This is a genomic window from Streptomyces sp. NPDC004284 (genome assembly GCF_042874035.1).
GTDB lineage: Bacteria > Actinomycetota > Actinomycetes > Streptomycetales > Streptomycetaceae > Streptomyces.
Genome location: NZ_JBIAMJ010000002.1, coordinates 176,755 through 190,208, shown reverse-complemented (window position 1 = coordinate 190,208; position 13,454 = coordinate 176,755). Strand labels below are relative to the sequence as shown.

The 13,454-nt window shown below is 73.4% G+C and carries 13 protein-coding genes; 7 read left to right on the top strand and 6 right to left on the bottom strand.

Annotated elements, in window-relative coordinates; all coding sequences use genetic code 11:
• Positions 1-88: 88 nt before the first annotated feature.
• The 3 genes from ACFYUS_RS06030 (at position 89) to idi (ending at position 3,246) form a co-directional block, all read left to right on the top strand.
• Positions 89-1,030, top strand: coding sequence for a cation diffusion facilitator family transporter (locus ACFYUS_RS06030; RefSeq protein WP_388846384.1), 942 nt, complete (start codon positions 89-91; stop codon positions 1,028-1,030).
• Between the two features lie 198 nt (positions 1,031-1,228).
• On the top strand, positions 1,229-2,473 hold the full coding sequence (locus ACFYUS_RS06025) for a GNAT family N-acetyltransferase (protein ID WP_388846382.1): 1,245 nt from the start codon (positions 1,229-1,231) through the stop codon (positions 2,471-2,473).
• 152 nt (positions 2,474-2,625) lie between these two features.
• Positions 2,626-3,246, top strand: coding sequence for an isopentenyl-diphosphate Delta-isomerase (idi, locus tag ACFYUS_RS06020; RefSeq protein ID WP_388846380.1), 621 nt, complete (start codon positions 2,626-2,628; stop codon positions 3,244-3,246).
• A gap of 97 nt (positions 3,247-3,343) precedes the next feature.
• Here the strand turns inward: idi and ACFYUS_RS06015 are convergent, their stop codons facing one another.
• The gene (locus tag ACFYUS_RS06015) at positions 3,344-3,796 is read right to left on the bottom strand and encodes an ATP-binding protein (protein WP_388847720.1); all 453 of its coding nucleotides are present in this window, start codon (positions 3,794-3,796) and stop codon (positions 3,344-3,346) included.
• A gap of 201 nt (positions 3,797-3,997) precedes the next feature.
• Here ACFYUS_RS06015 and ACFYUS_RS06010 point away from each other — a divergent pair, with 201 nt between their 5' ends.
• Entirely contained in the window at positions 3,998-4,741 is a 744-nt protein-coding gene (locus ACFYUS_RS06010) for an enoyl-CoA hydratase/isomerase family protein (protein ID WP_388846378.1), read from the top strand.
• Between the two features lie 3 nt (positions 4,742-4,744).
• Here the strand turns inward: ACFYUS_RS06010 and ACFYUS_RS06005 are convergent, their stop codons facing one another.
• Together ACFYUS_RS06005 and ACFYUS_RS06000 are read right to left on the bottom strand one after the other, a co-directional pair.
• Positions 4,745-5,383 (bottom strand): DJ-1/PfpI family protein, encoded by a 639-nt coding sequence (locus tag ACFYUS_RS06005; RefSeq protein WP_388846376.1) that lies wholly within the window; start codon positions 5,381-5,383, stop codon positions 4,745-4,747.
• Positions 5,384-5,394: 11 nt separating this feature from the next.
• On the bottom strand, positions 5,395-6,369 hold the full coding sequence (locus tag ACFYUS_RS06000; RefSeq protein WP_388846374.1) for a GlxA family transcriptional regulator: 975 nt from the start codon (positions 6,367-6,369) through the stop codon (positions 5,395-5,397).
• Between the two features lie 129 nt (positions 6,370-6,498).
• Between ACFYUS_RS06000 and ACFYUS_RS05995 the strand changes: the two genes are divergently transcribed.
• The 3 genes from ACFYUS_RS05995 (at position 6,499) to ACFYUS_RS05985 (ending at position 10,574) form a co-directional block, all read left to right on the top strand.
• Positions 6,499-7,365: a hypothetical protein gene (locus ACFYUS_RS05995; protein ID WP_388846372.1), complete on the top strand. Its 867-nt coding sequence runs from the start codon at positions 6,499-6,501 to the stop codon at positions 7,363-7,365.
• Positions 7,366-7,474: 109 nt separating this feature from the next.
• Entirely contained in the window at positions 7,475-9,913 is a 2,439-nt protein-coding gene (locus ACFYUS_RS05990) for a Tex family protein (protein ID WP_388846371.1), read from the top strand.
• Positions 9,914-10,124: 211 nt separating this feature from the next.
• Complete coding sequence (locus tag ACFYUS_RS05985) at positions 10,125-10,574, top strand: DUF2690 domain-containing protein (RefSeq protein ID WP_388846369.1); 450 nt, start codon at positions 10,125-10,127, stop codon at positions 10,572-10,574.
• 74 nt (positions 10,575-10,648) lie between these two features.
• On the opposite strand, the gene ACFYUS_RS05980 is transcribed toward ACFYUS_RS05985, so the two are convergent.
• Genes ACFYUS_RS05980 through ACFYUS_RS05970 form a run of 3 tightly spaced genes read right to left on the bottom strand, consistent with a single transcriptional unit; the run spans position 10,649 to position 13,447 of the window.
• Positions 10,649-11,050 (bottom strand): hypothetical protein, encoded by a 402-nt coding sequence (locus ACFYUS_RS05980; protein ID WP_388846367.1) that lies wholly within the window; start codon positions 11,048-11,050, stop codon positions 10,649-10,651.
• Positions 11,047-11,781 carry a 2-phosphosulfolactate phosphatase gene (locus ACFYUS_RS05975; RefSeq protein ID WP_388846365.1) on the bottom strand — a complete coding sequence of 245 codons (735 nt, stop codon included), beginning with the start codon at positions 11,779-11,781 and terminating at the stop codon, positions 11,047-11,049. Before ACFYUS_RS05975 ends, ACFYUS_RS05980 begins: the two co-directional genes overlap by 4 nt.
• A gap of 28 nt (positions 11,782-11,809) precedes the next feature.
• A complete protein-coding gene (locus ACFYUS_RS05970; RefSeq protein WP_388846363.1) occupies positions 11,810-13,447 on the bottom strand; it encodes an ABC-F family ATP-binding cassette domain-containing protein in 1,638 nt (545 codons plus the stop codon).
• Positions 13,448-13,454 lie beyond the last annotated feature (7 nt).

Below are 13,454 nucleotides of genomic sequence, written 5' to 3'. Positions count from 1 at the left end.
CGGTGTTCAGTACCGTGTTGCACATACCCCCCACCCGTAGTTCACTTGCGAATCGGGCACACAGACGACACGACCGGGAGGCCTTGTCATGGGGGCTGGACACGACCACGGGCACAGCCACGGCGGGCCGCCGCCGACGGGCACCGCGGCGGCGGCGTACAAGAACCGGCTGCGGATCGCGCTCGGCATCACGCTCTCCGTGATGGTGATCGAGATCGTCGGCGGTGTGGCCGCCGACTCGCTCGCGCTGATCGCGGACGCGGCGCACATGGCGACCGACGCCGTCGGCCTGGCGATGGCGCTCCTCGCGATCCACTTCGCGAACCGGCCGCCCTCGGGGAACCGCACGTTCGGGTACGCCCGGGCCGAGATCCTCGCGGCGCTCGCCAACTGTCTGCTGCTGCTCGTCGTCGGCGGTTACGTGCTGTACGAGGCGGTCCAGCGGTTCATCGAGCCGGCGGAGACCAAGGGCGGTCTGGCGATCGCGTTCGCGGTGATCGGCCTGGTGGCCAACGTGATCTCGCTCTCGCTGCTCATGCGGGGCCAGAAGGAGAGCCTCAATGTGCGCGGGGCGTACCTGGAGGTGCTCGCGGACGCGCTGGGTTCGGTCACCGTGATCGTCGCGTCCGGGATCATCCTGGCGACGGGCTGGCAGTACGCCGACCCGATCGCCTCGATCGTGATCGGCCTGATGATCGTGCCGCGTACGGTCAAGCTGCTGCGCGAGACCCTGGACGTGCTCCTGGAGGCGGCCCCCAAGGGCGTCGACATGGCGGAGGTGCGGGCGCACATCCTGGCCCTGCCGGGCGTCGAGGGCGTGCACGACCTGCACGCCTGGACGATCACCTCGGGCATGCCGGTGCTCTCCGCGCACGTGGTCGTCGACCAGGACGCGCTGGACTCGGTCGGGCACGAGAAGATGCTGCACGCCCTCCAGGGCTGCCTGGGCTCGCACTTCGACGTGGAGCACTGCACCTTCCAGCTGGAGCCCGTCGGGCACGCGGAGCACGAGGCGAAGCTCTGCCTCTGACGACCACCGGCTGTTACCCTCGTCGTACGAACGCGTGTGGAGAGGAGCTGAGGTTGATGACCGTCGCCATGGAGGCTGCCCCGTGCGGCAGCACCCGGTCGTCCCTCAGCCTCCGGGTCTCCGGCTGACCTGATCCCGGTCCTCCCACCGGTACGTCACGTCGTCGGCCGGGGCCCTTTCATCCCAAGGGTTTCCACGTTGTCCGACAACGCTCTGCACGACTCCTTCTTCGCCCTGCACCACGGCCTTCCGCGCCAGGGTCCGGGCTCCGACACCACCACCCGGCGGCTCCTCGCGCTCGCGGGGAGGCTTCCGGAGCGTCCGCGCGTGCTCGACCTGGGCTGCGGCCCCGGCCGCTCCGCGCTGCTCCTGGCCACCGAGGCGAACGCCGAGGTGACCGCCGTCGACACCCACGAACCGTTCCTCGCGGAGCTGCGGGAGACCGCCGCCGCCCGCGGGCTCGACGGCTCGATCCGCACCCTGAACGCCGACATGGGCGCGCCGCCCTTCCCCGACGGCTCCTTCGACCTGGTCTGGGCCGAGAGCTCGGTCTTCGTCCTCGGCTTCGACCGGGCCCTCGCCGAGTGGCGCAGGCTCCTCGCGCCCGGGGGCACCCTCGTGCTCACCGAGTGCGTCTGGACCACCGAGGAGCCGGGCCCGACGGCCCGCGCCTTCTGGGAGGACCAGTACACCCTGCGCACCGTCGCCGGGAACGCGGCGGCGGCGGTCGGGGCCGGCTACCACGTCCTGGGGACCGTCCCGCAGCCCGAGGGCGACTGGGACGAGTACTACGTCCCGCTCGCCGCGCACGCCGACGCGGCCGACACCACCGTCCCCGGCATGGCCGAGGCGGTGGCCGGGGCCCGCGCCGAGATCGCACTGCGGCGCGGGCACGGCTCCGAGTACGGGTACGCGGGCTTCGTCCTGCGGCCCGCCGATCCGCGCTGGCGCACCCGCCCGGAGACCGGCGCGGACGCCGGGGCGGTGCACCGGCTGGTGGCCGCGGCCTTCGGGTCGCGGGCCGAGGCCGATCTCGTCGAGGCCCTCCGGTCCGACGACGCCTGGCTGCCGGGCCTGTCGTACGTGGCCGAGGCCCCGGACGGCACGGTCGCGGCGCACGCCCTGATCACCCGCTGCCTGGTGGGCGGCGCCCCCGCGGCCGCGCTCGCCCCGGTCTCGGTGGCTCCCGCGCACCAGCGGACGGGGGCCGGGCAGGCCGTCGTCCGGGCGGTGCTCGACGCGGCCAGGCTCCGCGGCGAGCCGCTCGTCCTCGTCCTGGGCCATCCGGAGTACTACCCGCGGTTCGGGTTCGTACGGGCGTCCGAGTATGGAATCCGGCCAGGTTTCGAGGTCCCCGACGAGGCCATGATGGCGCTCGTCCTGGACGGTTCCGCTCCCGTCCCCGAGGGCACGCTCGTCTATCCGGCACCTTTCGGGGTGTAGTGCCCCTTTGGATCCCTCCCGCTCCCGCCGCCCCTGCCGTACTCCGGGGCGGTGGGAGCGGCCACGTCCGGCCGCCGAAGTACGGACAAGCCGGTTTTGTACGGCAGACTGTGGTGGCCCCACCGGGCCGAGGACCGATGCGAAGGATGGGTATGCCGATCACACCAGCCACCGCGGCTCAGATCTCGCCGGAGATCGCGTCGAACGGTGTCCAGCCGTCCGGAGTCCCGGCGCCGATCATGCTCGAACTGGTCGACGAGGAGGGGAGGACCATCGGCACCGCGGAGAAGCTCGCCGCGCACCAGGCGCCGGGGCAGCTCCACCGCGCCTTCTCCGTCTTCCTCTTCGACGAGTCGGGCCGACTGCTGCTCCAGCGGCGGGCGCTCGGCAAGTACCACTCTCCCGGCGTCTGGTCGAACACCTGCTGCGGCCACCCCTACCCGGGCGAGGCGCCGTTCGCCGCGGCGGCCCGGCGCACCTTCGAGGAGCTGGGCGTCTCGCCGACGCTGCTCGCGGAGGCCGGCACCGTCCGCTACAACCACCCGGACCCGGCCTCGGGCCTGGTGGAACAGGAGTTCAACCACCTCTTCGTCGGCCTGGTGCAGGCCGATCCGCGGCCGGACCCGGAGGAGATCGAGTCCACGGAGTTCGTGACCGCCGACGAGCTGGTCGAGCGGCACGAGGCCGCGCCCTTCTCCGCCTGGTTCATGACGGTCCTGGACGCGGCGCGTCCGGCGATCAGGGAGCTGACGGGCCCGTCCGGGGGCTGGTGACCTCCGGCGCCACGGGCGCGCCCCGGTCCCGGTGCCATCGGGGCCGGGGCCGTCCGCCCCTTCGCGCCGGACCGGACGGAAGGGCCGGGCGGGAGGGTCAGGCGGACCTCAGGGGCAGCGCCGCCCAGATGATCTTCCCGCCGCTCGCGGTGTGCTCGACGTCGCAGGTGCCGCCGGCCTCCTGGGCGATCTCGCGGACCAGGAGCAGTCCCCGGCCGCCGGTCTGCCCCCAGTCCGCCTCCAGGGCCTTGGGGCGGTACGGGTGGTTGTCCTCGACGGACACCCTGATCCACTCGGGGCCGATCGCGACCTCCACCGCTATCTCCGGGGAGAGCAGTGCCGCGTGCCGGACGGCGTTGGTCACCAGCTCGGAGACGATCAGCAGCAGGCCGTCCATGATCTCCTCATGGACGGGTACGCCCTGGCGGACCAGCAGGTCGCGTACGGCGTGCCGGGCCTGCGGGACGGAGACGTCGACCGCGGCAGCGGTGAAGCGCCAGACTCCTTCGTAGGACGGTTGCCGGGCGGGAACGCCTCCGTGGGTCTCCACGGTCCCGTTCCCACCCTCGTGCTCGATTCTCGCCACGGATCGAGTCTTGGCAATGCGCGCGGGCAGACCGGCCTACTGACCAGAAGTCGACACTTATCGGCCACCTTCTGATCGGCTGAGTATGCCAACGTCAGTTGTTCGACTGATCGTGCGCGCTTTCTGCGACTTCCGGAAGCGGGCCCGGCGGATAGCATCCGGCTCATGGAGCCGCAGCTGAAGGACAGCGTCACGGACGGGATCGCCACCGTCGTCATCGCCAACCCCACCAAGCGCAACGCCATGAGTGCCGGGATGTGGCGCGCCCTGCCCGGCATCCTGGAGCGGCTCGCCGCCGACCCCGCCGTCCGGGTCCTGGTCCTCACCGGCGAGGGCGACACCTTCTGCGCCGGGGCGGACATCTCGACGCTGCGGGAGCCCGGCGACGAGCAGCAGACCCTCGCGGTACGGGCCGAGGAGGCCCTCGCGGCCTTCCCCAAGCCGACCCTCGCCGCCGTGCGGGGCTTCTGCGTCGGCGGCGGCAGCCAGCTCGCCGCCGCCTGCGACCTGCGCTTCGCCGAGGAGGGCGCCCGCTTCGGGATCACGCCTTCGAAGCTCGGCATCGTCTACGCGTCCTCCTCGACCCGCCGGCTCACCGCCCTCGTCGGGCCCTCGACCGCCAAGTACCTGCTGTTCTCGGGCGAGTTGGTGGACGCCGAGCGGGCGCTGCGGACCGGGTTCGTGGACGAGCTGCACCCGGCGGGCGCGCTCGACAAGCGGGTCGCCGAGTTCGCCCGGCTGCTCGCCTCCCGCTCGCTGCTCACCCAGGCGGCGGCCAAGGAGTTCGCCGACGGGCGACTGGACCGGGACGCCCACTGGGCGGAGCAGGCGCGCGGCAGCGGCGACACCGCCGAGGGGGTCGCCGCCTTCCTGGAGCGCCGCGCGCCCCGCTTCACGTACGGGCTCTGAGTCTCAGCCCTCCCGCACCGGCGGCTTCTCGCCGCGCCACTGCGCGACGATCGCGGCCGGGGCCTTCTCCGGCGAGCCCGCGTCGTACGGCGGCTGGGGGTCGTACTCGGTGAGGAGCTGGATCGTCTGGGCGGTCTCGTCGCCGGCGATCCGGCCGAGCAGGTGCAGCGCCATGTCGATGCCGGAGGAGACGCCGGCGGCCGTGACGTACTTGCCGTCGAAGACGACCCGCTCGCCGGTGGGCTCGACGCCCAGCGCCCGCAGTTCCTCGTGGGCGAGCCAGTGGGTGGTCGCCCGGCGACCCTTCAGCAGGCCCGCCGCGGCGAGGACCAGGGAGCCGGTGCAGACGGAGGTGGTCCAGGTGCTGGTGGCGTCGGCGGTGCGGAGCCAGTCGAGGATCTCCGGGTCCTCCGTGGCGACCCGCGCGTCGGGGCCGCCGGGGACCAGGACGATGTCCGGGCTCGGGACCTCGGCGAGGCTCCGGTCGGCGACGAGCGCGAGGCTGCCCTGGTCGTTGCGGACGGGGCCGCGCTCCTTGGCCACGAAGACGGTCTCGGCTCCGGGGAGGCGGGCGAGCAGCTCGTACGCGCCGACGGCGTCGAGGGTGGTGAAGCGGTCGTAGAGCAGGACGGCGATCTGCATGCTGGTTCCTCTCAGGTGGTGGGTGGGACGCGGAAGCGGCGGCGGTACTCCGCCGGGGCGGTGCCCAGGGCTTTCAGGAAGGCGCGGCGCATCGTCTCGGGCGTGCCGTACCCCGAGGCGCGGGCGATCTCCTCGACGGCGCCCGAGGTCTCCTCCAGGAGGCGGCGGGCGTGTTCGAGGCGGACCCGGTCGACGTAGCGGCCGGGCGGGGTGCCGGTCTCCGCGTGGAAGGCGCGGGCGAAGTGGCGGGGCGAGAGCCGGGCGCGGGCGGCGAGCGCGTCGACGGAGAGGTCCCCGTCGGGGTGCTCGCTGATCCATTGCTGGAGGTCCCGCAGCGGCTCCCTGCGGGCGGTCTGGGCGGACAGCTGGACGCTGAACTGGGCCTGGTTGCCGGGGCGGCGCAGGAAGACGACCAGGTGGCGGGCGACGGTGAGGGCGACGTCCCGGCCGAGGTCCTCCTCGACGAGGGCGAGGGCCAGGTCGATGCCGGCGGTGACCCCGGCGGAGGTGGAGAGCCGCCCGTCCCGTACGAAGATGGGGTCCGGCTCGACGTCGACCCGGGGGTAGCGGCGCGCGAGGTGCTCGCAGGCGATCCAGTGGGTGGTGGCCCGGTGTCCGTCGAGGAGCCCGGCCTCGGCGAGGAGCAGGGCCCCGGTGCAGACGGAGACCAGCCGCTCGGCCCGCGGGGCGTGGACGCGCAGCCAGTCGATCAGGGCCGGGTCGGGGGCGCGGGTGCCTTCGCCGCCGGGGACGAGGAGGGTCTGCGGGGGCCCGTCGGCGACCGCCGCGTCCAGGGAGGTGTCCGGGAGCAGGCGCAGTCCGCTGCGCGTACGGATCGGTCCGCCGTCCAGGGACGCGGTGCGGATCGGGTACGCGGACGGGTCCCCGGCGGCCCGGGCGGCGCCGGCGAACACCTCGACGGGGCCGGTGACGTCGAGGCTCTGGACGTCGTCGAAGAGGACGACGAGGACGGGTCGCTGCGTCATGCCCCCATCCTTCGCCGGGTCCGGACGCGTCCGCAACGACGAGGAACCCACCTTTCCTGCCATTCTGGCGTCCGCCCCGTGCGGCCCGGCCGTTCCCGTCGTACCGACCAGTCGGTAACGTTCGGGTCCATGACGACTGTCCTTCCCCCGCGCGCGGGACGCCACTGCCACAACGCCCTCAACCCGCTGCACTCCACGCTGCACTTCTCGCCCGACCTGGACCGCGAGTTCGCCGCCCTCGGCTTCACCGACCCGAGCGCGATGCGGCTCGCCGCGCGCAGCTCCGCCCTCGGCGCGGTGGGCGCGGGCACGGTCGCCGCGACCTTCTACAACTACAGCCACGAGCTGCTCGCCCGGCACTTCCCGGCCGTCTGGGAGACCGCCTCCCCCGCCGAGGTCCTGGACGCGCGGCTGCGGACCGCCGACGCGACCCTGCGCCGGCTGCTCGGCGACGAGGCCGTCGCCTCCCCGGAGATGGCCGAGGCGGCGGAGCTCGCCCTGCGCGCCACCGAGGCCTGCACCCGGCACGCCCGGCCGCTCTACTCGGCCAACGCCGACCTGCCGGTGCCCGAGCAGCCCCACCTCGCCTACTGGTACGCCGCCACGCTGCTGCGCGAGCACCGGGGCGACGGCCACCTCGCGGCGCTGCTCTCCGCCGGACTCGACCCCGTCGAGGCCCTCGTCTCGCACACCGCCACCGGCAAGGGCATGTCCCCGCGCTGGGTCCTCGGTTCGCGCGGCTGGCGGCGCGCCGACTGGGACGCGGCGACGGAGCGGCTGCGCGAGCGCGGGCTCCTCGACGCGGACGGCGAGCTGACGGAGTCGGGCACGGCCCTGCGCGCCGAACTGGAGGAGCACACCGACCGGCTGGACTCCGCGCCGTACGAGCACCTCGGCACGGCCGGGGTCGAGCGCCTCACCGAGCTGGGGCGCGGCTTCCTCTTCGCGGCGGCCGGTGCGGGCGCCTTCCCGGCGGACCTGATCGGCAAGGGCTGATCCGGCGCGCCGGGGACGCGCGCGGGACGGGTCGGTTGCCGCGTACGGGTGACCGACCCGGCAGAATGCACTCGCAAGCTTGAGGCACGAGAAGGCGAGTCGGGACACCGTGACGACGTCCATCGAAGCAAGGATCGCCGAGGAACTCGGCGTACGCGAGCGACAGGTGAGGGCAGCCGTCGAGCTCCTCGACGGCGGTTCGACCGTGCCGTTCATCGCGCGCTACCGCAAGGAAGCGACCGAGATGCTCGACGACGCGCAGCTGCGCACCCTGGAGGAGCGGCTGCGCTATCTGCGCGAGCTGGAGGACCGCCGGTCGGCGATCCTCGACTCGGTGCGCGAGCAGGGCAAGCTGACGGCGGAGCTGGAGGCGAGCATCCGGGCCGCCGACACCAAGGCGCGCCTGGAGGACATCTACCTGCCCTTCAAGCCGAAGCGCCGGACGAAGGCCCAGATCGCCCGCGAGGCCGGTCTGGAGCCGCTGGCGGAGGGGCTGCTCGCCGACCCGACGGTCGAGCCGGCGGCCGCCGCCGCGGCCTTCGTGGACGGGGACAAGGGCGTCGCGGACGCCGCCGCGGCCCTGGAGGGCGCGCGGGCGATCCTCACCGAGAAGTTCTCCGAGGACGCCGACCTCATCGGCGAGCTGCGCGAGCGCATGTGGGGCCGGGGACGGCTCGTGGCGAAGGTCCGCGAGGGCCAGGAGGAGGCGGGAGCGAAGTTCGCCGACTACTTCGACTTCGCCGAGCCCTTCACGGCGCTGCCCTCGCACCGGGTGCTCGCCATGCTGCGCGGCGAGAAGGAGGACGCCCTCAGCCTGGAGCTCGAACCGGAGGAGCCCACGGAGGGCCCTTCCTCGTACGAGGGGATCGTCGCGAACCGCTTCGGCGTCGCCGACCGGGGCCGCCCCGGGGACAAGTGGCTCCGGGACACGGTCCGCTGGGCCTGGCGGACCCGCATCCAGGTGCACCTGGGGATCGATCTGCGGCTGCGGCTGCGGACGGCCGCCGAGGACGAGGCGGTCCGGGTCTTCGCGGCGAACCTGCGGGACCTGCTGCTCGCCGCGCCGGCCGGCACCCGGGCGACGCTCGGGCTCGACCCCGGTTTCCGTACGGGCGTGAAGGTCGCCGTCGTCGACGCCACCGGCAAGGTCGTCGCCACCGACACGATCTACCCGCACGTCCCCGCCAACAAGTGGGACCAGGCGCTGGACAGGCTCGCGCGGCTCGCGAAGGAGCACGCGGTCGAGCTGGTCGCGATCGGCAACGGCACGGCCTCCCGCGAGACCGACAAGCTGGCGGGCGAACTGCTCGCCAAGCACCCCGAGTTGAAGCTGACGAAGGTGATGGTCTCGGAGGCGGGCGCCTCGGTCTACTCGGCCTCCGCCTTCGCCTCGCAGGAACTCCCCGGTCTCGACGTGTCGTTGCGCGGCGCCGTCTCCATCGCCCGCCGGCTCCAGGACCCGCTCGCCGAGCTGGTGAAGATCGACCCGAAGTCCATCGGCGTCGGCCAGTACCAGCACGACCTGGCGGAGGTGAAGCTCTCGCGCTCGCTCGACGCGGTGGTCGAGGACTGCGTGAACGGTGTCGGCGTGGACGTCAACACCGCCTCCGCGCCGCTGCTTTCGCGGGTCTCGGGCATCAGCGCGGGCCTCGCCGAGAACATCGTCGCGCACCGGGACGCCAACGGCCCCTTCCGCTCCCGCAAGGCGCTCAAGGACGTGTCCAGGCTCGGCCCGAAGGCGTACGAGCAGTGCGCGGGCTTCCTGCGCATCCGGGGCGGCGACGACCCGCTCGACGCCTCCTCGGTGCACCCGGAGGCGTACCCGGTGGTCCGCCGGATGGTGAAGGCGACGGGCGGCGAGGTCGCGGCGCTGATCGGCGACACCGGCACGCTGCGCTCGCTGCGCGCGGACGACTTCGTCGACGAGACCTTCGGTCTCCCGACGGTGACGGACATCCTGCGCGAGCTGGAGAAGCCGGGCCGCGACCCGCGTCCGGCGTTCCGGACGGCCACCTTCAAGGAGGGCGTCGAGAAGATCGGCGACCTGGCGTCCGGGATGGTCCTGGAGGGCGTCGTCACGAACGTGGCCGCGTTCGGCGCGTTCGTGGACATCGGTGTGCACCAGGACGGTCTGGTGCACGTGTCGGCGATGTCGAAGACCTTCGTCAAGGACCCGCGCGACGTCGTGAAGCCCGGCGACGTGGTCAAGGTGAAGGTCCTGGACGTGGACGTCCCGCGCAAGCGCATCTCGCTGACGCTGCGGCTCGACGACGAGCCGGGCGCCGACGGCCAGGGCGGCGCGCCCCGGCGCGAGCGGGGGGACCGGGGCGAGCGTTCCGGCCGGCCGCCGCAGCAGCGCCAGGGCGGTGACCGCCGGGCCGAGGGCGGGAACCGGAACGACCGCGGGAACCGGGGCGGCAACCGGAACGACCGCGGCGACCGGGGTGGCCGGGACCGTTCGGCGGCGCCCGCGCCCGCGAACAGCGCGATGGCGGACGCCCTCCGCAAGGCCGGCCTGCTCGGCGAGGGCGGCGGCAAGCGCCGATAGAACCCGCGGGTCGGAGGCGGTTTCCGACCGGACTGCCGGAGTCGTCCCCGTACACACCGATCGGAGTGTGCGGGGACGACGCGCGTTCACCGGAAGTTGAAGTAGGTCGTCCGTTTTTTCCGTTGACGCGCACAGGCCAAGAGACCAAGATCATTTCCGGCCTCCGCGGAAGGCCGTCAGACGTCCCTTCTCCCGGAGGTAGCACCCTCAGATGAAGCGCATGATCGCGAAGGTGGCGGGTGTCTCCGCCGCCGCGATGACCATGGCCCTGGTCCCGCTCGCGGGCACCTCGTACGCCGCCGGCTGCTCCGGCTCCGGCTGCGACAACCTCGGCCCCGTCTCGCAGGCCTGCGACAAGGACGCCGTCACCAAGGTGTCCGTCTCCGACGGCATCAGCAAGGCCGAGCTGCGCTGGTCGCCCACGTGTCAGGCCGGCTGGGTCCGCGTCAACGACCCGTACGGCCCCGACAACTGGTGGGACCACTACGGCTACATCGAGAAGTGGCTGGGCGCCGGCACCGACTTCCAGCGCAGCCTCTCCGTGAAGATCCCCGACCCGGGTTCCGACTGGTCCAACATGCTCGGCGGCAGCAGCTACTACTACCGCGTGTGCCTCAAGGACAGCGGCACGGGCAAGATCAACTGCAGCAACTTCTGGTAGACCGCAGACCCCCGCGTCCGCATGAACGAGGCCACAGCCCGGTGGGGGCTGTGGCCTCTTCGCGTGCTCCCCGGTTACGGCAGGAAGCGCAGCGCCCAGTCGGCGCGGTTGGCGACGGCGAGGTCGTCGTCCTCCGTCATCGGCTGGAGGAGGCGGCGGGCCGTCTTCGGGTCCGCCTGGACCAGCTCGACGATCTCGGTGGCCAGGCCGTCCTGGTCGTCCCCGAGGTCGACGGCGGAGGCACGGATCAGCGCCGGGAGGACGTCCGGGCCGCCGAGGGCGGCGAGGACGCCCCCGAGGAGCTCCCGGGCGTAGAAGTTCCGCTCGGTGATGACGCGGTCCAGCTCCGCCTGGAGGCGCGGCAGGAGAGCGGCGTCGCCCGAGGCGGCGATCTCGTCGGCGAGGTCGATCGTCTCGTCCACGTCGGCGTCCAGATCGTCCAGCATCTCGGTCAGCCGGGTCAGTAGGTCGGTCATGGTGCCTCCTGGAATGCGCCGTCCACCAGGACCGGAACGGCCGTCGAGCGGTCGAGCTCGGCGGCCACGGCCACGTCCTGCGGAAAGCCGTACTCGTACAGTTCACGGCCCGAGTCGCAGCCGTGCAAGGCGGCGACCGGGTCCTCGGTCGCGTCCCACAGCGTGGCCGCCGCGGTCGCCTCCGGGGTCAGGGGGTGCGTGCCCCGCAGGGCGGAGAGCACGGCTCCCGCGCCCAGCAGGTCTTCGAGCGCCGGGCGCAGCGAGCCGTCGGGCCACCGCTCGCCGGAGGCGATGACGGCGAGCGGGCGGTCCGCCGTCCCGTATCCCCCGTCGACGAGCCGGCGGGCCACGGCCGAGTGGTTGCGCAGGGAGGCCGCGACGACCGTCACGCCGCGCGCGGCGGCCTCCGCGGCGATGGTGGAGCCGTTCGGGGACGGCAGGACCAGCCGGTCGGGCATCGGCACGGGCGCCGTGCGCAGGGCGGCCGGGGAGAGCGACCACGGGTGCGCCTCGGTGGCCTCGCGGCGGCCGACGGCGAGCACGGCGTCCTTCTCCCGCGCGTACGCGGCGGCCGTGGCGTCCTTCCAGCGGTACGGGAGGACGGCGGCGCCGCCCTCGACGGCGACGCCGACGGCCGTGGTGAAGGACAGCACGTCGACGACGACCACGCAGGCGGCCGCCGGGGCGAGGACCCGCGCCCCGACGGGCCCCCAGCCGAAGGACACGGTCATCGCGGGCCCTGTCCGTACGGGACCGGCATCAGAGTTCGGTCACCTTGCCGTCGGCGACCTCGATGCGGCGGGTGGTGCGGACCGCGTCGAGCATGCGCCGGTCGTGGGTGACGAGCAGCAGCGTGCCGGTGTACGAGTCGAGGGCGGACTCCAGCTGCTCGATGGCCGGCAGGTCCAGGTGGTTGGTCGGCTCGTCGAGGACGAGCAGGTTCACGCCCCGGCCCTGGAGCAGGGCGAGCGCGGCGCGCGTCCGCTCGCCCGGGGAGAGCGTGGTGGCGGGCCGCAGCACGTGGACGGCCTTCAGGCCGAACTTGGCGAGCAGCGTGCGGACCTCGGCGGGCTCGGTGTCGGGCACGGCCGCGCAGAAGGCCTCCAGGAGCGTCTCCGTGCCGTGGAAGAGCTTGCGGGCCTGGTCGACCTCGCCGACGACGACGCCCGAGCCGAGGACCGCGTCGCCGGAGTCCAGGGGGAGGCGGCCGAGGAGGGCGGCGAGCAGGGTCGACTTCCCGGCGCCGTTGGCCCCGGTGACGGCGACCCGGTCGGCCCAGTCGATCTGGAGGGTGACGGGGCCGAAGGCGAAGTCGCCCCGGCGCACCTCGGCCTCGCGCAGGGTCGCGACGACGGAGCCGGAGCGGGGCGCGGCGGCGATCTCCATGCGCAGCTCCCACTCCTTGCGGGGCTCCTCGACGACGTCGAGGCGCTCGATCATGCGCTGGGTCTGCCGGGCCTTCGCGGCCTGCTTCTCGCTGGACTCGCCGCGCAGCTTCCGGCCGATCTTGTCGTTGTCGGAGGCCTTGCGGCGGGCGTTGCGGACGCCCTTGTCCATCCAGTTGCGCTGCATGAGGGCGCGCCCTTCGAGGGCGGCCTTCTTGTCCGCGTACTCCTCGTACTCCTCGCGCGCGTGGCGGCGGGCGGTGTCCCGCTCCTCCAGGTAGGCCTCGTAGCCGCCGCCGTACAGGGTGATCTGCTGCTGGGCGAGGTCGAGTTCGAGGACCTTGGTGACGGTGCGGGTGAGGAACTCGCGGTCGTGGCTGACGACGACCGTCCCGGCGCGCAGCCCCTTCACGAAGGCCTCCAGGCGCTCCAGGCCTTCGAGGTCGAGGTCGTTGGTGGGCTCGTCGAGCAGGAAGACGTCGTAGCGGGAGAGGAGCAGCGAGGCGAGGCCGGCGCGGGCGGCCTGGCCGCCGGAGAGCGCGGTCATCGGCTGGTCGAGGCCGACGGTGAGGCCGAGGGAGTCGGCGACCTCCTCGGCGCGCTCGTCGAGGTCGGCGCCGCCGAGGTTCAGCCAGCGGTCCAGGGTGGTCGCGTACGCGTCGTCGGCGCCGGGCGTGCCGTCGACGAGGCCCTGGGTGGCCTCGTCCATGGCGGCCTGGGCGGCGGCGACGCCGGTGCGGCGGGCGAGGAACTCCCGCACGGTCTCCCCCGCGCGCCGCTCGGGCTCCTGCGGGAGGTGGCCGACGGCGGCGGTGGGCGGGGAGAGCCGCAGCTCGCCCTCCTCCGGGGTGTCGAGCCCGGCGAGCAGCCGCAGCAGGGTCGACTTGCCGGCGCCGTTGACGCCGACGAGGCCGATGACGTCGCCGGGGGCGACGACGAGGTCGAGCCCGGCGAAGAGGGTGCGTTCGCCGTGGCCGGCGGCGAGGTCCTTGGCGACGAGGGTTGCAGTCATCAGGGAA